We start from the raw sequence: 20,611 nt of genomic DNA, 5'->3' as shown, positions 1-20,611 counted from the left end.
TCGCAAAGAGATTGCAATAGCATCCGGCTCGCGACAGGTGTCGCCCGAGTTGCCGTGTCCCGTTGCGCCCCGAAACATGGAGTTTGTGACAGCCGGTTCCGAGAGCACAGCCGCGCCCGGCCCGGGCCTCTCCTACCTCCGCTTTCCCCACCTGCACGGGGACCTCCTGTGCTTCGCCGCCGAGGACGACCTGTGGCTCGCCCCGCTGCCCGCCCCCGGCGCCAAGCCCGAGCGGGGCTGGCGGCTGACCGTCGACCGCACCCGCGTGGGGCATCCGCGGTTCTCGCCGGACGGGCGGTCCATCGCGTTCACCAGTTGGCACAGCCTCGACGCCGAGATCCACGTCGTGTCGGCGGAGGGGGGCGGGGCGCGGCGGCTGACGTACTGGGGCAGCCCGGACACCCGGGTGTGCGGCTGGACCCCGCCGGCCGCCGGCGAGGGCGGTGCGGCGCAGATCCTCGCGGTGTCCTCGCAGGGCCAGCCGCTGTCGTACCAGACCTGGTCCTACCTGGTGGCGACCGACGGCTCCCCCGGGCGCCGGCTGCCCTGGGGCCCCGTCGACGACATCGCCGTCGCCGAACTCTCCGGCTGCCGCAAGACGCTGCTGCTCACCGGCCGCCCGCCGCACGAGCCCGCCGCCTGGAAGCGCTACCGCGGCGGCGCCACCGGCCGCATCTACCTGCACGGTGAGAGGCTCCTCGCGGACCTCGGCGGGCACGTGGAGTGCGTGATGTTCGTCGGGCCGCCGCCCGCCACGCGGATCGCCTTCCTCTCCGACCACGAGGGCACCGGCAACCTCTACTCCTGCCTCCCCGACGGCACGGACCTGCGCCGGCACAGCGACCACGCCGAGTTCTACGCCAGGAACGCCGCCACGGACGGCCAGCGGGTGGTCTACCAGTGCGCGGGCGAGCTGTGGCTCGCCGAGGACTTCGGCCCCGGGGGGCGGCCGCGCCGCCTCGACGTCCGGCTCGGCAGCCCGCGGGTCGGCCGGCGGCCGTACCAGGTGGCCGCGCAGAACAACGTCCACGGACTGACCGTCGACACCACCGGGCGCGCCAGCGCCGTCGCGGTGCGCGGCGCGCTGTACTGGCTGACCCACCGCGACGGCCCGGCGCGCACGATCACCGAGACCCCCGGCGTCCGGATCAGGCTGCCGGAGATGCTGGGCGACACCAACCGCGTCGCGTACGTCACGGACGCCGCCGGCGACGACGCCATCGAGATCGCCGACCTGCCGCGCACCGGCGCCGTCGGCGAGCCGCTGCGGCTGGCGGCGGGGCGGCTGGGCCGGGTGCTGGCCCTGGTGCCCTCGCCGGACGGGCGGCACATCGCGATCGCCTCGAACGACGGCCGCCTGCTGCTGGTCCGGGTGCCGGAGCGGGTGCACGCGGACGAGCGGATGTCGGCGGAGGTGGCGGAACAGTTCGCCGAGGCGATGCGGGCCGCGGAGGAGCTGTCGCCCGCGGAGGCGGCGGGCGACTGCCAGGTCACCGAGCTGATCCGGTCGGTCAACGGGCCCGTACGCGACCTGGCGTTCTCGCCGGACTCCAAGTGGATCGCCTGGGCGCACCCGGGCATCGGCCGCTCGCTGCGGCAGATCAAGATCGCGCGGATCGCGGACCGGACGATCGTGGACGTGACGGACGGCCGGTTCGAGGACGAGGAGCCGGTGTTCACGCGTGACGGGCGCTATCTGGCGTTCCTGTCCTGGCGCGGCTTCGACCCGGTGTACGACGTGCACACCGGCGACCTGTCGTTCCCGCTGGGCTCCCGCCCGTACCTCGTACCGCTGCATCCGGCGACGCCTTCGCCGTTCGCGCTGTCCGCCGAGGGCCGGCCCGCCGCCGGCGGGATGGACCCGGTCGGGCCGCCGCCGGCGCCGGAGGCGGCCGGCGGGAACTCCACGGTGCTGGTCGATCCGGAGGGGCTGGAGAGCCGGGTGGCGCCGATCCCGGTGCCGGCGTCGAAGTACTCGTCCCTCGTGCCGGTCGCGGGCGGCGGGCTGGTGTGGCTGCGCTGGCCGATCTCCGGCGCGCTCGGCGAGACGTTCGCCAACCCCTCGGACACCTCCGGCCGGCCGACGCTGGAGCACTTCGACATCTCGACCGCCCGGCTCACCGAACTGACGTCGCTGGTCACGGAGATCGCCGTGAGCGGCGACGGCAGCAGGCTGGTGGCCAACGACGGCGGCTCGCTGCGCGCGATCCCGGCGACCACGCAGGCGGACCCGGACACCACCGTGTACATCGACATGCGGCGCGTGCTGCACACCGCCGACCCGGTGGCCGAGTGGCACCAGGCGTACGACGAGGCGGGCCGCATCATCCGGGCGTACTTCTGGGAGCCGCACATGTGCGGCGTCGACTGGGACGCGGTGCTGGCGCAGTACCGCCCGCTGCTGGACCGTGTGGCCTCGCCGGACGAGTTCGCCGACCTGCTGCGCGAAGTGCTGGGCGAGCTGGGCACGTCGCACGCGTACGTCACGCCCGCCCGCCGCAACGAGGGCCCGCCGCACTACCAGCGGCCCATCGGCTTCCTCGGCGTGAACTTCGTCCGCACCCGCGACGGCCTCGGCTGGGCGCTGGTGCGCATCCTGCCCGGCGACTCCTCCGACACCCGGGCCCGCTCCCCGCTGGCCGGCACCGGCATCCCGGAGGGCTCGGTGCTCACGCACGTCGACGGCCGCGCGGTCGACCCGGTCACCGGTCCCTACCCGCTGCTAGCGGGGGCCGGCGGCACCTCGGTGGAGCTGACGTTCGCGATCGAGGGCGGTGGGGGCAGGCTGCGCCGGGTCGCCGTGGTCCCGCTGGTCGACGACCGGCCGCTGCGGTACCAGGACTGGGTGGCGGCGCGGCGCGCGGTGGTGCACGAGTTGAGCGGCGGGCGCTGCGGCTACCTGCACATCCCGGACCTGGTCGCCAGCGGCTGGGCGCAGTTCAACAGGGACGTGCGGATGGAGATGAACCGGGAGTCGCTGATCGTGGACGTACGGGGCAACGCGGGCGGGCACATCAGCGAGCTGGTGCTGGAGAAGCTGACCCGCACGATCATGGGCTGGGACCTGACGCGCAACGCGCAGCCCGTGTCGTACACCTCGACCGCGCCGCGCGGCCCGATGGTGGCGCTGGCCGACGAGGCCACGTCGTCGGACGGCGACATGATCACGGCGGCGTTCAAACTGCTGGGCCTCGGCCCGGTGGTGGGGCTGCGGACGTGGGGCGGGGTCGTCGGGATGACGGGCCGGCACCGGCTGGGCGAGGGCACGGTGATCACGGTGCCGATGAACGCGGCCTGGTTCGACGAGTACGGCTGGGGCGTGGAGAACGCCGGCGTCCCGCCCGACGTGGTCGCGGAACGCACGCCGCTGGACTGGGCGGAGGGCCGGACCTCCGAGCTGAACGTCGCGGTGGCCACCGCGCTGGACCTGCTGGCCGAGCACCCGGCGGCGGCGCCGCCGGACTACACCGACGTGCCGGACCGGAGCAGGCCGCCGCTGCCGCCGCGTACGCAGCACTCGTAGCGGACACAGAACTTGGTCCCGAAATGCGGCATTCGCCCATCTATGTAAGCCTGATGAAGGCCCGAATCCCCTCTCTCACTAGGAGTGACAAGAATGGGCGCATTCGACAAGGCGAAGGACATGGCCGACGACGCCGCGAAGAAGGCCAAGGAGGCCGCGCAGAAGGCGCAGCAGAACCGCGAGCGCGGGCAGGAGTCCGGCCAGGACCCTTCGCAGCGTGCCCAGGAGGGCGCGGAGCGGGGCCGCGACCGCATGCAGGAAGGCCGCGACGACGAGCAGGAGCAGCGCTGACACGGCGTAGTTGAGCCACGCGCGAGGGGCGCACCCGCACCGGGTGCGCCCCTTCGCCGTGCCCCGCGCCTGCGCCGTCCCCGGCCCCTGCGCCGTCGTCCCATCCGCGCGCTACGCGTCCCGCGTCTCCCGCAGCGCCCGCGTCCGCTCGTCCGCCGCGCCGCCCGCGCCCACCAGCCCGCCGCGCGCCTCCCGCGTCGCGGCGAGCCGGGGCGCCAGCTTGCGCATCTCCCGCCGCCCCAGCGGCCCGGTGACCAGCGACGGCAGCGCGCCGCGCACCGACTGCATGCCGCGCAGCCACCACTGCCCGTAGACGTGCGGCGAGCGCCGCTCGATGCCCGCGACGAGACGCTCGACGGCGGGCGCCAGCGGATAGGTCTTGTTGGACGGCCACGGCAGCCGCGCGCGCATGTCGCGCAGCACCTCGTCCTCGTCGGCGCCGCGCACCATGTCGGTGTCGGTCCAGCTCAGATAGCCGACGCCGACGTCCACGCCCTGGTGGCCGACCTCGCCGCGCAGGCAGTGCGCGAACGCCTCCACACCCGACTTCGACGCGCAGTACGCCGCCATCATCGGCGCGGGTGTCACGGCGGCGAGCGAGGCGATCTGGAGGTGGTAGCCGCGCGAACGGACCAGCGCGGGCAGGAAGGCGCGGGCGGTGGCCACGCTGCCCAGCAGGTTGACCTCGATGACCCGGTCGAAGGAGCCGGCGTCGGAGTCGAGGAACGGGCCGCCGGTGGCGACGCCCGCGTTGGCGACGACCACGTCGATGCCGCCGAAGTGCTCCTCGACCTCCGCCGCCGCGGCGGCCATCGCGTCGTGGTCGGTGACGTCGGCGTGCCAGTGGGCGGCCTCGCCCGGCAGCGAGTCGGCGACCTTCTTCAGCTCGTCCGGCTCCAGCCCCACCAGCGCGAGCCGCGCCCCGCGCGCCGCCAGCCGGCGCGCGAGCAGCGCGCCGACGCCGCGGGCGGCGCCGGTGACGACGACGGTCTTGCCCTCGACGAGTCCGTGCCGGCGGCTCATGCGCCCGCCTCCTCCTTCTCGACGGCCGCCGCGGCGGCCGGTCCGGCAGTCGTCCCACCGGGCGCCCCGGCGCCCGTCTCGCCGGCCGCCCCGCCGGTCGCGTCGGCGGCATCTTCAGCCTGCGCCCCCTCCGGCGCTCCCGCCAGGTGGTCGCGTACGAGCCCGCGCAGCACCTCGGCGACCGCGTACGGCGCCTCGATGGGCGTCATGTGCCCCAGCCCGGCCAGTTCGGTGAACCCCGCGCTCTCGGGCAGCAGCCCCTCGATCTTCCGCGCCAGCCGCACCGGCGTGAGCCGGTCGGCGCTGCCGTGCACCACCGCGGCCGGCACCGGCATCCGGGCCACGTCCGCGTCCAGGTCGAGCGTCGCCAGCACCCGCCCCCACACGCCGCGCGCCTTGCGCGGGGTGGCGAAGACGATCCGGGCGCTCGCCTCGATCTGCGCCGGGGTGGCGCCCCGGCCCAGGATCGCCGGGCCCAGCACCTTCTTCGACAGCGGCGTCACCGGCCCCATCGGCAGCCGCGAGACCAGCAGCGCGCGCTGCACCGCGGAGCGCAGCGCCCCGGCCCGCAGCGGCACCACCCGCGACTCGGGCACCAGCTGCGCGCTGCCCGTGCTGCACAGCATCACGGCGGCCGCCCGCTCGCGCAGATACGGGCGCCCGGCGGCGGCCATCAGCGTCATGCCGCCCATCGAGTGGCCGCCGATCACGGCCTTCTCGCCGGGCGCCAGCACCGCGTCCAGCACGGCGCCCAGGTCGTCGGCGAGGGTGGCGGTGTGGTACGAGCCGTGGCTGCCCTCGGGGCTGCGGCCATGGCCCCGCTGGTCGTACGCGATGACGCGGTGGTCGGGTGCGAGCTGCCGGACGACGGGCGCCCAGAAGGCGGTCGAGCAGCACCAGCCGTGCGCGAGGACGACCGCGGGCGCGTCCTTCGGGCCGTGCTCCTCGACGTACAGCGGGGTGCCGTCGGCGGAGGCGGCGGTCAGCTCGCGCCGCGGGGTGGGCGGCGCGTACGGGCCGGACGTGACGTGCATGAGCCGCGTCATCGGACGCCCCCCTCGCCCCGGCGCGCGCCGGCGGACTCGGCGGCGCCCGCGCCCGCACGCGGCGCGCCTCCCCCGGTGCGCAAGACCTCGTACTCCTCCGCGTGCACCTTCCTCGTCACCTTCCTGAACTCGCTCGTCGTACCGGGCCACACGGTCGTGTTGCGCCCGTTGGCGTCCAGGTACCAGCTGTCGCAGCCGCCGGTGTTCCACACCGTGCGCTTCATCCGTTCCTGCACCCGTTCGTTCCAGCCCTTCACCGCCGCCGGCCGCGCGTCGAGCGCGACCCGGCCGCCCGGCCCGGCAAGGTGGTCGAGGCGGCGCACGAAGTCCGCCATGTAGTTCAGCTGCGCCTCGATGATGAGGATCATCGAGCTGTTGCCGAGGCCCGTGTTGGGGCCGATGACCGTCAGCAGGTTGGGGAACCCGGCCGCGCTGGCACCGCGCAGCGCCTCCATCCCGCCGCTCCACGCCTCCGCGAGCGTGGTGCCGTCGCGGCCCTTGATGCGGTCGGCGATGGGCATGTCCGTGACGTGGAAGCCGGTGCCGAAGATGAGCGCGTCGGCCTCGGTCTCGGTGCCGTCGGCGGCCACGAGGGTCGAGCCGCGCACCTCCTTCAGACCGGAGGCGACGACGTCGACGTTGGGCTGGGCGAGCGCCGGATAGTAGTCGTTGGACAGCAGGATCCGCTTGCAGCCGATGCGGTAGGCGGGGGTGAGCTTGCGGCGCAGCTCGGGGTCCTTGATGGCCCGGCCCAGGTTCCGCTTGGCCAGGCCCTCCACGAATCCCAGCTCGTTGGGGTGCTTGGTGAACGCCCCCACCTGGAGCTCGCGGATGCCCCACAGGATGCCCCTGCGCAGCTTCGTCGTCGCGGGTACGCGCGCGTGCAGCCACCGCTCGGGGGCGCTGATGGCGCGGTCCACGCGCGGCAGCACCCACGGCGGGGTGCGCTGGAAGACGGTGAGCCGGGACACCTCGGGCTGGATGGACGGCACGATCTGGATGGCGGAGGCACCGGTGCCGACCATGGCGACGCGCTTGCCGCCCAGCGGCACGCCGTGGTCCCAGCGCGCGGAGTGGAAGACCTTGCCGGGGAACGTGTCGAGGCCGGGGATGTCCGGGATCTTGGGGTCGGACAGCGGACCGGTGGCGGAGACGACGACGTCGGCGGTGAGTTCGGCGTGCGCGGTGTCGATCTCCCAGTGCAGCTCGTCGTCGTCCCAGCGGATGCTGCGCACCTCGTGGTCGAAGCGGATGTGCTGCCGTATCCCGAAGATGTCGGCGACCTGCTCCAGGTAGTCGCGGATGTGCTGCTGCCCGGAGAAGGTGCGTGGCCACTCGGCGTTGGGCGCGAAGGAGAACGAGTACAGGTGCGAGGGGACGTCGCAGGCGCAGCCCGGATAGCTGTTGTCCCGCCAGGTGCCGCCGAGCGTGCCCGCCCGCTCCAGCACGACGAAGTCCGTGATCCCCTCCCGGCGCAGCCGTACGGCAGCCCCGAGGCCGCCGAAGCCGGAGCCGATCACCGCCACCCTGACGTGTTCACGCGTCATCGCCGTCGTCCTCCCAGCAGTGGAGCCGCAATCGCGCCAGCATTCACTGGCACGATGAGAGAGTAGGGCTTGTCCTTACCGATGGGTAGGGGGCCGGCGTGATCGACTTCCGCCGGGGGACGGGGTGTCGGCAGGAGGTCCTACTCTGGTGGTCGGGGCGTACGGCACGGACCTGCGAGGACGGCGGGACACCGGTAACGGTCCGGCGGAGAACGGCGAAGAACCTACGGAGAGCCGGCGCAAGACCGGCGGAGGACCGCGGAAGGGACAGACGGTGGGACGCGAATACCGGACGGAGGAGCTGGCCGAGCGCGCCGGCATCACCGTCCGCACGCTGCGCTTCTACCGCGAGCGCAAACTCCTCCAACCGCCGCGCCGGGAGGGCCGGATCGCCTGGTACGGGGAGGGACACCTGTCCCGGCTGCGGACGATCGCCGCGCTGCTGGACCGCGGCCACACCCTGGGCGGCATCGCGGAGTTGATCTCCGCCTTCGAGAGCGGCAGGGACGTGCGCGGTGCCGCCGAGCTGCTCGGCCTGGAGGAGACGCTGGCCAAGCCCTGGTCGGAGGAGACCCCGGTGCGCATCACGCCGGAGGAGCTGGCCGACCGGTTCGCGGGCGAGGTCTCCCCGGAGAACCTGGCGACGTCCATCGACATGGGCTATGTCGCCGTGGAGGGCGAGGAGTTCATCCACGTCAGCAGGCGGCTGCTGGACGCCTCGTCGAAGCTGGTGGCCAGGGGCGTGCCGCTGGCCGCGGTGCTCGCCGCCGCCCGCGAGGTGCGCGCGCACGCGGACGACCTCGCCGAGCTGTTCACCGCGCTCATACGCGAGCACGTGCTGGCCGACGTCGTGGAGACCGCGCCGGGCGAGCTGAGCGGGGAGCAGGTGGAGCGGCTGACGGACGCGCTGGAGCAGCTGCGGCCGGTGTCGATGGAGGTGCTGGAGGCGGAGGTCGCCATGGCGATGGACCGGCGGGTGCGCAAGGAGTTCGAGGACTGGCAGCGCACGCGCGCCGGATCCACCGCCGAGGAGCCGGAGGACTGAACCGGCCGGACCGGCGCCGGCGTTGACGGCACCGGGTTTCACCGCACCGGCTTCACGGCACGGGCTTCACGGCACCGGATCGGTGCCCCCCGGCCTTGAGCGCACCGGCGGGACCTCCCCGGAGGTCAGGTCCGGGGGCGGACCGCAGGTGCGGGTGGCCGGGCCCGGTCAGCCGGTGGTCACCGGGGTTCCGACAGCCACCAGCGGGCCTTGTAGATCCCGCCGTCCGGGAGCTTGTACGCGCCCTCCGGGTTGTGGGCCGACACCGTCGTCGTCCACCACGACTTCCCGAGGCCCGGCTCCGGCGTGGTCGTGACCACCCTGCCGCTCCCCTGCACGTCGCTGACGGCCTTCACGCTGCGCCTGTTGATCTGAGCGGCACCGGCATAGTCCTGGTGGAACGTGCGACCGGCGATGTCGTACTGGAACACGCCGTAGCCCGTGGTGATCCACAGCCGCCCGGGGCGGCCCGCGACCGCGCTGAGGTCGTGCCCGCTGGCCGAGAGGCCGTCGGGGTGCGGCAGGGCGACGGCGTCGACGAGGGTGAGCGTCGGCTCGGCGGGGGTGCCGCCGACCTTCAGGGCGATCAGCTCGTCGTGGCCTATCGCCCACAGCACGCCGCGCCGGTTGTCCCACTGCAGCCCGTGCGCGTCGTCGAAGCGGTACTCGAAGTAGGTGTCGGCGGCCGGCCCCTGCGAGGCGGCGTAGAGGCGGATGGTGTCGCCCGTGCTGCCGGCGACGGCGACGTTGCCGTCGGGGAGCAGCTCGATGCTGTGCGGGTTGACGGTGTCCGTACCGCCGGCGAGCGCGCCGGCCCAGTAGCGCCGTCCGGTGGGCACCTCGACGACGGCGGCGAAGCCGAACGAGGCGGTGGTGAGCAGGTACGTACGCCCCTTGCGGCGGCGGGCCTTGGCCTCGTCGACGTATGTCCAGCTGGCCTGCGGCACCAGGTCCGCATACCTCTCGTCGCCCTCGGGCGAGAAGGCCCACCGGACGGCGTCCGGCGAGTCCCACGGCAGGCGGGAGTCGAGGATGAGGACGCGGCGGGACTTCTGGTCGGTGACGGCGACGGGCGGGGTGGGCTTTCCGCCGGCGGCGTGCGCCGCTGCGGCGGGAAGCGTGGCGGCCGCGCCCGCGCCGAGCGCGGTGAGCAGGGCCGTACGACGGGTGGGTCTGCCGGTCATGGGCACTCCTGATCGGGTTGCTCTGATCAACATCATCCGCACAGTGCCATGGCGGGTGGCGGGAAGTAAGCCCTTGCGATGGCTGGTTGGTGAATTTTCCCCATCTGTCGCACCCGATGACCGCTGTCAGTGCCCGCCCGTACGATGGCAAACGTGACCAGACAAGACGTGGCGGACCCCGCCGCAGAAGAGCCGGTGGAGAAGCGCCTGGAGTCCCACCGCATCGAGCTGACCGGGTACTGCTATCGCATGCTCGGCTCCGCCTTCGAGGCGGAGGACGCGGTCCAGGAGACGATGGTGCGCGCCTGGAAGGGCTTCGAGCGCTTCGAGGGCCGCGCATCGATGCGCTCGTGGCTGTACCGGATCGCCACCAATGTCTGCTTCGACATGCACGGCAGCCCGCAGCGCCGCGCCCGCCCGATGGACCTGTCGTCCCCCGGCGCGGCCACCACGCCCCCGGAGGCCGCCCTCGGCGGCGCCCTCCCGGAGGCCACGTGGCTGGAGCCGATGCCCGACACGAAGGTGCTCCCCGAGGGCGGCGACCCCGCCGAGGTCGCGGCCCAGCGCGACTCCGTGCGCCTCGCCTTCGTCGCCGCGCTGCAGCACCTGCCGCCCCGCCAGCGCGTGGTGCTGATCCTGCGCGACGTCCTCGCCTGGAAGGCGAGCGAGGTCGCGGACCTGCTGGAGACCTCCGTGGCCTCGGTGAACAGCGCGCTGCAGCGCGCCCGCGCCACCCTGGCCACCGAGGCCCCGGCGGACAGCGAGCCGGCCAAGCCGCTGGACGCGGACCAGCAGCGCTTCCTGGAGCGCTATGTGGACGCCTTCGAGCGGTACGACCTGGATGCGCTCACGGCGCTGATGCGCGAGGACGTCATCCTCTCCATGCCCCCGCTGCCGCTGTGGCTGCAGGGCCCGGAGGACGTGCGCACCTGGTTCCTCGGCACCGGCGCGGTCTGCCGCGGCTCCCGCCTGGTCCCCTGCTCGGCGAACGGCATGCCGGCCTTCGCGCAGTACCACCCGGATCCGGAGAGCGGCGGGCACCGCGGCTGGGCGATCCAGGTCCTGGAGATCGAGGACGGCAAGGTCACGGGGCTGAACAGCTTCCTGAGCGCAGAGCGGCTGTTCCCGCTCTTCGGCCTCCCGCTGGTCCTGGAGGCCTGACCGGGCGACCGCAGCGGCTCCGGTCGGTCCGCCGTGGACGGTTCCCGGCCCCCCAGTGCCGTCCGCTAGGGCTCGTCCGGCGAGGACTCCGCTCGGGTCTGCAGCAGCGTGCGCTCCTGCGCGTTGCGCGTCAGGTCCGCCGCGCGCGCGAACTCCTCCCGCGCCTCCTCCGTCCGCCCCAGCCGCCGCAGCAGGTCGCCGCGGACGCTCGGCAGCAGGTGGTAGTCCTTCAGCGCCGGCTCGTCCGCGAGCCCGTCGACGATCCGCAGCGCGTCCTCCGGCCCGTACGCCATGGACACCGCCACCGCCCGGTTCAGCTCCACCACCGGCGACGGCGCCACCCGCGCCAGCGCCTCGTAGAGCCGGACGATCTGCCCCCAGTCCGTGTCCGCCGCCCGCGGCGCCCGCGCGTGGCAGGACGCGATCGCCGCCTGCAGCATGTACGGCCCCGGCCCCTGCGCCCCCGTCGCGACCAGCGACTGCGCCCGCGCCAGCGCCGCGAACCCGCGGCGGATCAGCAGCTGGTCCCACCGCCCGCGGTTCTGCGCCAGCAGCAGCACCGGTTCGCCGTCCGGCCCCGTGCGCGCGCCCGCCCGCGACGCCTGGATCTCCAGCAGCGCCGCCAGCCCGTGCACCTCCGGCTCCTTCGGCATCAGCCCCGCCAGCACCCGCGCCAGCCGCAGCGCGTCCTCGCACAGCCCCGGGCGCATCCAGTCGTCGCCCGCGGTCGCCGAGTAGCCCTCGTTGAAGACGAGGTAGATGACCTCCAGCACCGACGCCAGGCGCTCCGCCCGCTCCTGCCCCTGCGGCTGCTCGAACGGCACCTCCGCCTTCGCCAGCGTCCGCTTGGCCCGTACGATGCGCTGCGCCACCGTCGGCTCCGTGACCAGGAACGCCCGCGCGATCTCGTCCGTGGTCAGCCCGCCCAGCAGCCGCAGCGTGAGCGCCACCCGCGCGGGTGTGGACAGCACCGGGTGGCAGGCCGTGAACACCAGCCGCAGCAGGTCGTCCTCGATGTCGTCGTCGAGGACCGCGGCGAGCTGCGCCTCGCCCTCCGGGCGGCGGCTCTCCAGGTCGTGGCCGATCTCGGCCAGCTTGCGCGCGTAGCGCTCCTTGCGGCGTACGAGGTCGATCGCCCGCCGCCGGGCCGTGGCCATGAGCCACGCGCCGGGATTGTCGGGCACGCCCGACTCGGGCCACTGCTCCAGGGCGGCGACCAGCGCGTCCTGCGCCAGTTCCTCCGCCACGCCGAGGTCGCGCACGATACGGGCCACGCCCGCGATGATCCGCGCGGACTCGATCCGCCAGACCGCGGCCACGGCGCGGTCGGTCGCCCGCCGCGCGGCGGCGGGCGGCGGCCCGGTTGCGTCCTCCCGCCGGGCGCGGGCGTCCTGCGAAGCCGTCACAGCCCCACATCAGAACAGCCCGCCCCGGCCGAAGGCAACTCGCAGCAGCCCTGACCTGGGCCGTCACCCGCGGTCAGGGCAGCCCCTAGCCCTCCATGATCTCCCGCAGCTCCACGGTGATGACCCACTCCTCACCGTGCACCTTCAGGAAGCGGTTGGCCCACTCCAGGGCCTCCTCCTTGGACTTGACCTGGGCGATCAGATAGCCGCCGACCAGTTCCTTGGATTCGGTGAACGGTCCGTCGACCACGGACAGCTTCCCCCGTTCGGAGGTGACCCGCACGGCCTCCTCCGGGGGCTTCAGCCCGGCGGTGTCGAGCAGCACGCCCGACTTGGTCATCTCCTCCAGCAGCTTGCCCATCTCGTCCATGATCTCCTGGCTGGGCATCCCGTCCTTGGGGCTGCGCTCCAGGTCCGGCTCGATCAGCATCATGTAGCGCATCGCGCGTCTCCTCGTTCTCGCGGCGGGCGGCCGTGTGCCGTCCTCCTGCCCATGCGTCGAACGACACCCTGCCGGATCGACACCCGCCCGGATTTTTTTCCGCGGCCTCAGCGCGGCACGAACTCGACCCGGAACATCCGGGGCCAGTACTTGCCCGTGAGCAGGAACTCCTCGCCGCCGGGGAGCGCGGCGATCCCGTTGAGCTGGAGCGCCCCGCTGCGCAGTTCCGCGGGCCGGAGCAGCCCGGAGGCGTCGATGTCGGCGGTGACGGAGCCGGTGTCCGGGTCGATACGGACCACGGTGTCGGTCTGGTAGACGTTCGCGTAGACGGCGCCGTCGGAGGTGCACTCCAGCTCGTTGAGCCGGTCGACGGGCACGTCGTCGCGGGTGACGTCCACGTGGCCGGTGGGCTCGAACGTCCGCGGGTCGCGGAAGGTGAGCCGGGAGCTGCCGTCGCTCATGACGAGCCGGCCGCCGGTGCCGCCGTCGGTGCGGTCCTGGCACAGGCCCCAGCCCTCGCCCTCGTAGCGGACACGGCGCAGTTCCTTGAGAGTGTCCGCGTCGCGTTCGATGGCGATGCCGTTCTGCCAGGTGAGCTGCCAGAGCCGGGGGCCGACGAGCGTCAGGCCCTCGCCGAAGAGCGGGGCGGGCAGGTCGCGGCTGACGGTGGGTTCGCCGCCGACGGGGCCGCGACGTACGGAGGAGGCGCCTTCCTGGCCGGTGCCCTCGTAGAGGACGTCCCCGCGCAGCTCCAGGCCCTGCGTGAACGCCTCGGGGTCATGCGGCAGGCGCTCCAGCACCCGTGCCCGCAGCTCCTGAACACCCTGGTCCGCGGGAGCCGGACTCGGGCCGCTCTCTCTTCCGCCGGCTACGCCCTCACTGGCCGCCGCCTCGGGGTCGCCCGTCGAACAGGCGGCCAGCGCCACGGCGAGGAGGGCGGAGGCGGTCACGGCGAGGCGGCGCATGGGGCCACCTTGGCACAGTCCCCGCGCAGCACGGAGGCAGGGCGGCTCGGGTGTCGTCGGCGGCCGCCGTTGCCCGGCGGGTGCCGGGCAGGCCGGCTAATCGGGAGCAGCCGACCTGGTACGGCGACAGCGCGGCGCCGCCGGAGGCGGCGGCAGCGGCGACGATGAGCGCCGCCACCGCGGGAGACGGGCCCGCGGAGGCGGCGTTCTCCGGCGCCGGGACTCGGGGTGCAGGGGTCTCGGGCGCCGGGGTACGGGGGGCGGGGGTTCCGGGCGTACGGGGATCGGCGCCCAGGGCCGCGACCGGGCCGGCGGCGGCGTGGACGGCTTCGGGCACGGCTGTCGTGGGCGTACCTGTCGTGGACACACCTGTCCTGGGCACGTCCGCGTGGGGCGCGTCCGTCCCGGACGCACCCGTCCGCGCCGGATCCTGCGCGGGCCCGTCCGTCCCGCGCGCCTCGGCCCCGGCCTCCGCGGCCGGGCCGGTCTCGTAGAGCGCCGCCGCGGCGGCCGCGCCCGCGTGGTACGCCGGAGTGGGCGCGGGTACGGAGCCGGGCGGGGCCCCGGGCCCGTCAGGGAGCGGGGTGGCCGGGGCGGCCGGCTCGGCCGCCGCGACCGGCTCCGGCCTGGCCGGCTCCTCCGGCGGCGCGGCGGGGGCGGGCACCTTGCCGGCGGTCGGCGCCGCGGCCGCGGCGCCCGCACCGGGCTCGGCCACGGGTTCCGCGGCGGGCTCCGTGTCCGGCTCCTCCGCCGGCGTGCGGTGCGCCTGCACCGTCAGCTCTATCAGTCCAGCCGCCGCGATCACGCCGGCCCCGACGGCGAGCAGGGCGCCCAGCGCCCCGTACCGCACCGTCTCGCCCAGCGCCGTGACGCCGACCGCGGCCGCTATCACCGGGTTGACCACCGTCAGCGTCGCCAGCGGCGCCGACAGGCCCGCACCGCGGTACGCCGCCTGCGACAGCAGCAGCCCGGCCGGGGCGAGGATCGCGATCATGCCGATCGCCAGCGGGTCGGTGAAGTCCGCGGTGACGTCCTTCGTGAACACCGACGCCATGCCGAACGCCGCGCCCGAGGCCACCGCGAGCGTCACGCTGCGGGCCGCCACATGCCGTATCCGCGCACCCGCCAGCGTCAGCGCGCCCAGCACGGCCACCGTCGCCACGGCGAGCCCCAGCGCCGTCGTACCGCCCAGCTCCCGCGACTCCACGGGGTCGACCAGCGTCAGCAGCGCCACCAGCCCCACGGTCGACAGCAGCGCCCCGCGCCAGGCGGCCCGCCCGGCGCGGCGGCCGAGGAACATCGCCGCCATCGGCAGCGCGAAGACGATGGTCAGCGCGCCCAGCGGCTGGACCAGGCTCAGCGGCCCGTACGCGAGCGCCACCACGTGCAGCAGCGCGCCCGAGGCGTTGAGCACGACGGAGGCCCACCAGCTCCCGCAGTGCAGCGGCGCGAACGCCCCGCCCGCGCCGTCGGCGTCGGTCGTGGTGGCCGCGACACGCTCCTGGACGAGGGCGGCGCCGGCGTACGCCACCGCTGACACCAGCGAAAGCAGCACCGACAGCATGAGTGGGCTCATATAGCAACGATCCCGCGATCGGTGGCGAAAGTCGTCATCCTGGCGGATGCTCTGGGTCGTACTGCCGGAGCAGTACGACCGCTCCGGCAACCCCTCCCGAGTCGCATTCCGCCCCCGCGAAGGTCCGGCCCAGGTCGTCCTACCGGCCGGTAGACCCGGATGGAGCCGCGCGGTCCCGCCACCGGTGCCCGCTCACGGCCAGGTGTAGAAACCCTGCCCCGTCTTACGCCCCAGCTCGCCCCGCGCGACCTTCGCGCGCAGCAGCTCCGGCGGCGCGAACCGCTCCCCCAGCGTCCGGCACAGGTGCTCGGCGATGGCCAGCCGGACGTCGAGCCCGACCAGGTCCGTCAGGCGCAGCGGGCCCATCGGGTGCCTGTAGCCCAGCTCCATCGCGGTGTCGATGTCCGCGGGCGCCGCCACGCCCTCCTCCGCCATGCGGATCGCCTCCAGCCCCAGGGCCACCCCGAGCCTGCTGCTGGCGAAGCCCGGCGAGTCCCGGACGACCACCGCCGTCTTGCCCAGCGTCCGCACCCAGCCGCGCGCCGCCGCCAGCGCCTCTGTGCCCGTCTCCGGCGCGGTGACCAGCTCCACCAGCTCCGAGGCGGGTACGGGGTTGAAGAAGTGCATGCCGAGGAACCGCCCCGGCCGCCCGAGGGCCGCGGCCAGCTCGGCGACGGACAGCGAGCTGGTGTTCGTCGCCAGCACGGCGTCCGGGCCCAGCACCTGCTCGGCGCCGGCCAGCACCCGCGCCTTCAGCCCGGCGTCCTCCGGCACCGCCTCCACCACCAGCTCCAGCCCCGCGTCCGCCGGCAGCTCCGCGAGGGACCCGACGGCCCGCACCCGCGCCACCACCTCCGCCGGGTCGACCCCGGCGGCAAGACGGCCCCGCTCGGCGGCCCGCCGCAGCGATCCCGCGACCCGCTCCACGGCTGCCGCCGCCGCGTCCGCGCCACTCTCCACGATCACGACCCGCGACCCGGCGGCGGCGAACGACTGCGCGATCCCGGCGCCCATCCGGCCTCCGCCGACGACCGCCATGGCGCGCGGCGCCCCGGCGCCGGGCGCCTCGCCGCCGGGCGCGTCCGGCGCTGTGCTGTGCTCCGTCATGTCGTACGTCCTGTCGTACCTCTTGACTGGGATCCGGCCGCTCCGCAAGCTAACCGAATGATCGGTCGGGCCACAAGGGGAGTCAGGTGGTGCAGCACATGACCGCGCCGCACGACGGCACGACGGTGTTCGCGGCCGACGCCGCCGCCCGCCGCCACGGCATCGAGCTGCTGGAGGCCGCGCCGGGCGCCGCGACGCTGCGGATGGCGGTCACGGCGGAGATGGCCAACGGCCACGGCATCGCCCACGGCGGCTACGTCTTCCTCCTCGCCGACACCGCCTTCGCCTGCGCCTGCAACAGCCGGGGCGTCGCCGTCGCGGCGGGCGCGGACATCACGTACGCGGCGCCCGCGCACGTCGGCGACGTGCTGGTGGCACGGGCGGAGGAGCGGGTGTGCTTCGGGCGAAACGGGGTCTACGACGTGAGCGTGCTGCGCGGCGCCGAGGTGATCGCGGAGTTCCGGGGCCGGAGCCGCATCGTCCGCGACCCGGCGACGGGCGCGCAGGCCGCGGCCGGGGCGGCACGGGCAACCCGAGCGGCCGGAACGGCCGGAGCGGCCGGAGCGGCCGCCGCCAACGGCGAGCACCGCGGCGCAGGCGACGAGAACGGCCCGGAGGGACGAGCGTGAGCGACACCACGACCGGCAGCCCCGCCCCCCTGCTCGACGCGGGCGAGCGCATGACCCCCGGCGAACTCGCCGCGTACCAACTCGACCGCCTCCGCGCCACGCTCCGCCGCGCCTACGACAACGTCCCCCTCTACCGCCGCAAGTTCGACGCCGCCGGCGTCACCCCCGACGACTGCCGCTCCCTCGCCGACCTCGCGCGCTTCCCCTTCACCACGAAGGACGACCTCCGCGAGGACTACCCCTTCGGGATGTTCGCCGTCCCCGTCGCCGACGTCCGCCGCCTGCACGCCTCCAGCGGCACCACCGGCCTGCCCACCGTCGTCGGCTACACGGCGGCCGACCTCGACACCTGGTCCGGGCTCGTCGCCCGCTCCATCCGCGCCGCGGGCGGGCGGCCCGGCCACCGGGTGCATGTCGCGTACGGCTACGGGCTCTTCACCGGCGGCCTCGGCGCCCACTACGGCGCCGAGCGCCTCGGCTGCACCGTCATCCCCGCCTCCGGCGGGATGACCGCGCGGCAGGTGCAGCTCATCCGGGACTTCGCGCCCGAGGTCATCATGGTCACGCCCTCCTACATGCTCACGATCATCGACGAGTTCGAGCGCCAGGGCATCGACCCGCGCACCAGCTCGCTGCGCGTCGGCATCTTCGGCGCCGAGCCGTGGACGGAGGAGATGCGGCACGAGATCGAGGAGCGGGCCGGGCTGGACGCGGTGGACATATACGGCCTGTCGGAGGTGATCGGCCCCGGCGTCGCGCAGGAGTGCGTGGAGACCAAGGACGGGCTGCACGTGTGGGAGGACCACTTCCTGCCGGAGGTCGTGGACCCGGTCACCGACGAGGTGAGGGTGGCGGGCGAAGGCGGCGAGCTGGTGTTCACGTCGCTGACGAAGGAGGCCATGCCGGTCGTCCGCTACCGCACCCGCGACCTGAGCCGGCTGCTGCCGGGCACGGCCCGGCCGGCGTTCCGGCGGATGGAGAAGGTCACCGGACGCTGCGACGACATGATCATCCTGCGCGGCGTGAACGTCTTCCCGAGCCAGATCGAGGAGATCGTGCTCCGCACACCCGGCGTGGCCCCGCACTTCCAGCTGCGGCTGACCCGCCAGGGCCGGCTCGACCGCATGACGGTACGGGCCGAGGCGCGGCCGGGGGCGCCGGTGGAGCAGCGCTCGGCGGCGGGCGACGCGATCGCGCGGCGGGTGCGGGAGGGCGTGGGGGTGGGCGTCGAGGTGGAGATCGTGGAGCCGGAGACGCTGGAGCGGTCGGTCGGCAAGCTCCGCCGGGTGGTGGACGAGCGGGCGGGTTAGCCGGTACGGGCATGGCCAGGCGCGGCGGGGTGCGTCCCGCCGCTGCTCAGCGCGCCGCGACGCCCTCCGCCGGCTCGCCGTCCTGTGCGGCCGGCAGCGGCTTGGCGAAGCAGCGGCTGTCGGGCTCGAAGCGGTAGTAGCCGAACTTCTCCGTCGGCTCGTACCCCTCCGACAGGTACAGCGCTATGGCCTCCGGCTGCTTCATGCCGGTCTCCAGCACCATCCGCGTCCGCCCCGCGGCCCGCGCGCTCTCCTCCAGCGCCGCGAGTATCCGCCGGGCCAGCCCGCGCCCCCGGGCCTCCGGGACCACGTACATCCGCTTCAGCTCCGCGTCGCCGGGGCGGTGCCCCTCCGGCGTCGCGTCCATGGCCCGCCAGCCGCCCGTGGCGAGCGGGGTGCGGTCGGCGTCGTACGCCAGCAGGTAGAGCCCGTGCGGGGGCGTGAAGTGCAGCGGGTCCATCACCGTGTGATCGCCTTCGCCGTACCGCGCGGCGTACTCGATCTGGACCCGGTCGTTGAGCATGACCGCGTCGGGGTGGTCGTAGGGCACGGCGACGATCTCCATGACGGCCATGGTACGAAGCCGCCGCAGGGTGCAGAACCGGGCATCCAGGTGCAGGTGCGCGGACCCGCAGACCGCGAGGGGGGCCAGCGGCCATACTTTGGGACCGTGGAGGAGAACAAAGGTCTGAACGTCACGCCCGTCAACGCCGCAGCGACGGACCCGGCCGCTCTGCCCGGCCTCGTAGCGCCGCCGCCCGACGACAAGGAGAAGGACGAAGCACCAAAGACCGACGAGAAGAAGGAATCCGGCACGGACCCGGAGGACGCCGCGGACCCGGCGGACGACGCGGAAGCCGCCGCCGGCCCCGGGGACGACGACAGCGGCAAGGACAAGGCCGACGCCGAGGCCGAGGCTGAAGTCGAGGACGACGACAAGGACGAGGACGAAGCCAAGGGCGAAGCCGAGGAGGCGGAAGCCGGCGAAGGACCCGTCTTCGAGGCCACCGACCGCCGCGGCTCCGTGACCGTGGACAGCACCGGCGTCCGCTTCCGGCTCGACGACACCGAGGCCGAGTTCACGTGGCCGGAGATCGGCGCGGTCGAGTACAAGACCTCCCGGTTCGGCCGCCGCCTCGTCCTCAGCGTCCACGACAGCCGCGGCGTCTGCCCGGCCGAGGTGGAGGCCAAGGACAAGGCGGAGCTGAAGGGGTGGGCGGTCGACCTGGAGGCGGCCCTCGACGCCTACTTCGAGGAGACGGCGTAACCGGTCCCGGCCGCGGGGCGCCGGAGTTGCGGCCGGATCACGTACGGAACCGATCCGGTCGGAACCCGTCCGACGGCACGGCTCCCGCGGTGCCGCCGGCGCCCCGGGGCAGGACGCCCGCCCTCAGAGGGGGACCGCCACCGCGTTGAAGGCGGTGTCCGGTTTCTGGGGGGAGGTGAAGCGCGCGTTGACCAGATAGAGGCGGTTGCCGTGGCGGGCCGCCGTGGTGGGGACGTCGAAGCGGGGGTCCGTGATGGTGCGGTGCAGCGTGGCGGTGCGCACCGCGCGGTCGAGGCGGAAGACCGCGACCAGGTTGTCGCGGTTGCGGACCACGTACAGCGTGTGGCCGACGCGGGCCAGGCCGTCGCCGTTGAAGACGTCCGCCGCGCCGCGCAGCGCGATTTCCGTCGCATGGCCGGTCCGCACGTCGACGTGGTACAGGCGGCCGGGGATGCTGCTGACGACGATGACGCCGCGGCCGTCGGGGGTGTCGACGATTCCGTTGGCGTTGTAGACGTGGGGGGTCTGGACCCAGTCGCCGGTGAGCGGGAGAGCGCGGACCCCGCCGGAGCGGCCGCGGGGGACGGCGTGGAGGACCGCCTCGCCGGAGTCGGTGAACCAGGCGTCACGGCCGAGGAGGACGGTGTCGTTGATGAAGTGGCCGGCCGGGGGCGTCAGCCGGTGGGTCGCGACCAGTGCGCCGGTACGGGCGTCGATGACGCTCGCCGTGCCGCCGGCGCCGCCCGCCACGTACAGCAGGTCGTCGTGGTCCAGCTTCAGGCCGATGGACGCCCTGCCGAGGGCTCCGGCGCGGAGGACCTTGAGCGCGCCGGTGCGCAGGTCGGCGCGGAGGATGGCGCCGTGGGCGCGGGAGCCCATGTAGGCGTACGGGCCGCTGCCGATGGTGATGCCCTCGGGGAGCCAGCCGTCGGGGAGCGGGAACTCGGTCGGCCAGTCGCCGCCGGCCGGCCTGCCGGTGCCGTACGCGGCTCCCGTGCCGGCCGCCGTCGCGGCCGTGAGCGTCGCGCCGGCGGCGGCGCCGAGGAGCAGGCGGCGGGAGAGCCGGGAGGGTTTCGGAGTCATGGTTGC

At 74.4% G+C, this 20,611-nt stretch carries 18 protein-coding genes; 7 read left to right on the top strand and 11 right to left on the bottom strand.

Annotated elements, in window-relative coordinates; translation table 11 throughout:
- Positions 1-85: 85 nt before the first annotated feature.
- Both LG396_RS27445 and LG396_RS27440 read left to right on the top strand, forming a co-directional pair.
- Entirely contained in the window at positions 86-3,523 is a 3,438-nt protein-coding gene (locus LG396_RS27445) for a S41 family peptidase (protein WP_225796812.1), read from the top strand.
- A 93-nt stretch (positions 3,524-3,616) separates the two neighbouring features.
- A complete protein-coding gene (locus LG396_RS27440; RefSeq protein ID WP_037745798.1) occupies positions 3,617-3,814 on the top strand; it encodes a hypothetical protein in 198 nt (65 codons plus the stop codon).
- A gap of 111 nt (positions 3,815-3,925) precedes the next feature.
- On the opposite strand, the gene LG396_RS27435 is transcribed toward LG396_RS27440, so the two are convergent.
- The 3 genes from LG396_RS27435 to LG396_RS27425 are packed head-to-tail and all read right to left on the bottom strand — an operon-like array spanning position 3,926 to position 7,430.
- Complete coding sequence (locus LG396_RS27435; protein WP_225796811.1) at positions 3,926-4,837, bottom strand: SDR family oxidoreductase; 912 nt, start codon at positions 4,835-4,837, stop codon at positions 3,926-3,928.
- Complete coding sequence (locus tag LG396_RS27430; protein ID WP_225796810.1) at positions 4,834-5,883, bottom strand: alpha/beta fold hydrolase; 1,050 nt, start codon at positions 5,881-5,883, stop codon at positions 4,834-4,836. Before LG396_RS27430 ends, LG396_RS27435 begins: the two co-directional genes overlap by 4 nt.
- On the bottom strand, positions 5,880-7,430 hold the full coding sequence (locus LG396_RS27425) for a flavin-containing monooxygenase (RefSeq protein ID WP_225796809.1): 1,551 nt from the start codon (positions 7,428-7,430) through the stop codon (positions 5,880-5,882). The genes LG396_RS27430 and LG396_RS27425 overlap by 4 nt, the downstream gene beginning before the upstream one ends.
- 274 nt (positions 7,431-7,704) lie before the next feature.
- Between LG396_RS27425 and LG396_RS27420 the strand changes: the two genes are divergently transcribed.
- On the top strand, positions 7,705-8,475 hold the full coding sequence (locus tag LG396_RS27420; RefSeq protein WP_225796808.1) for a MerR family transcriptional regulator: 771 nt from the start codon (positions 7,705-7,707) through the stop codon (positions 8,473-8,475).
- A 179-nt stretch (positions 8,476-8,654) separates the two neighbouring features.
- Here the strand turns inward: LG396_RS27420 and LG396_RS27415 are convergent, their stop codons facing one another.
- Positions 8,655-9,659, bottom strand: coding sequence for a DUF6528 family protein (locus LG396_RS27415; RefSeq protein WP_225796807.1), 1,005 nt, complete (start codon positions 9,657-9,659; stop codon positions 8,655-8,657).
- A gap of 153 nt (positions 9,660-9,812) precedes the next feature.
- Between LG396_RS27415 and LG396_RS27410 the strand changes: the two genes are divergently transcribed.
- Positions 9,813-10,820, top strand: coding sequence for a sigma-70 family RNA polymerase sigma factor (locus LG396_RS27410; protein ID WP_308190134.1), 1,008 nt, complete (start codon positions 9,813-9,815; stop codon positions 10,818-10,820).
- A 65-nt stretch (positions 10,821-10,885) separates the two neighbouring features.
- On the opposite strand, the gene LG396_RS27405 is transcribed toward LG396_RS27410, so the two are convergent.
- The 5 genes from LG396_RS27405 to LG396_RS27385 form a co-directional block, all read right to left on the bottom strand.
- Positions 10,886-12,226 (bottom strand): RNA polymerase sigma factor, encoded by a 1,341-nt coding sequence (locus LG396_RS27405; protein WP_225796806.1) that lies wholly within the window; start codon positions 12,224-12,226, stop codon positions 10,886-10,888.
- Positions 12,227-12,311: 85 nt separating this feature from the next.
- On the bottom strand, positions 12,312-12,668 hold the full coding sequence (locus tag LG396_RS27400; RefSeq protein WP_018838453.1) for a YciI family protein: 357 nt from the start codon (positions 12,666-12,668) through the stop codon (positions 12,312-12,314).
- 107 nt (positions 12,669-12,775) lie between these two features.
- A complete protein-coding gene (locus tag LG396_RS27395; protein ID WP_225796805.1) occupies positions 12,776-13,633 on the bottom strand; it encodes a glutaminyl-peptide cyclotransferase in 858 nt (285 codons plus the stop codon).
- Positions 13,545-15,209, bottom strand: coding sequence for a DMT family transporter (locus LG396_RS27390; RefSeq protein ID WP_372483576.1), 1,665 nt, complete (start codon positions 15,207-15,209; stop codon positions 13,545-13,547). The genes LG396_RS27395 and LG396_RS27390 overlap by 89 nt, the downstream gene beginning before the upstream one ends.
- A gap of 192 nt (positions 15,210-15,401) precedes the next feature.
- The gene (locus LG396_RS27385) at positions 15,402-16,316 is read right to left on the bottom strand and encodes a 3-hydroxyacyl-CoA dehydrogenase family protein (protein WP_225796804.1); all 915 of its coding nucleotides are present in this window, start codon (positions 16,314-16,316) and stop codon (positions 15,402-15,404) included.
- A 98-nt stretch (positions 16,317-16,414) separates the two neighbouring features.
- Between LG396_RS27385 and paaI the strand changes: the two genes are divergently transcribed.
- Positions 16,415-16,945 carry a hydroxyphenylacetyl-CoA thioesterase PaaI gene (gene paaI, locus LG396_RS27380; RefSeq protein WP_225796803.1) on the top strand — a complete coding sequence of 177 codons (531 nt, stop codon included), beginning with the start codon at positions 16,415-16,417 and terminating at the stop codon, positions 16,943-16,945.
- Positions 16,946-16,995: 50 nt separating this feature from the next.
- Entirely contained in the window at positions 16,996-18,255 is a 1,260-nt protein-coding gene (gene paaK, locus LG396_RS27375; protein WP_225796841.1) for a phenylacetate--CoA ligase PaaK, read from the top strand.
- 46 nt (positions 18,256-18,301) lie between these two features.
- Here the strand turns inward: paaK and LG396_RS27370 are convergent, their stop codons facing one another.
- The gene (locus LG396_RS27370) at positions 18,302-18,829 is read right to left on the bottom strand and encodes a GNAT family N-acetyltransferase (protein ID WP_225796802.1); all 528 of its coding nucleotides are present in this window, start codon (positions 18,827-18,829) and stop codon (positions 18,302-18,304) included.
- A gap of 96 nt (positions 18,830-18,925) precedes the next feature.
- On the opposite strand from LG396_RS27370, the gene LG396_RS27365 reads away from it, so the two are divergent.
- Positions 18,926-19,522 (top strand): hypothetical protein, encoded by a 597-nt coding sequence (locus LG396_RS27365; protein ID WP_225796801.1) that lies wholly within the window; start codon positions 18,926-18,928, stop codon positions 19,520-19,522.
- A gap of 123 nt (positions 19,523-19,645) precedes the next feature.
- Here the strand turns inward: LG396_RS27365 and LG396_RS27360 are convergent, their stop codons facing one another.
- The gene (locus LG396_RS27360; protein ID WP_225796800.1) at positions 19,646-20,605 is read right to left on the bottom strand and encodes an NHL repeat-containing protein; all 960 of its coding nucleotides are present in this window, start codon (positions 20,603-20,605) and stop codon (positions 19,646-19,648) included.
- Positions 20,606-20,611 lie beyond the last annotated feature (6 nt).

Origin of the sequence: Streptomyces aculeolatus (assembly GCF_020400605.1) — a bacterium.
GTDB lineage: Bacteria > Actinomycetota > Actinomycetes > Streptomycetales > Streptomycetaceae > Streptomyces > Streptomyces aculeolatus.
Note: the sequence above shows the minus strand (reverse complement) of the source record. Positions and strands in the feature narration are given on the sequence as shown.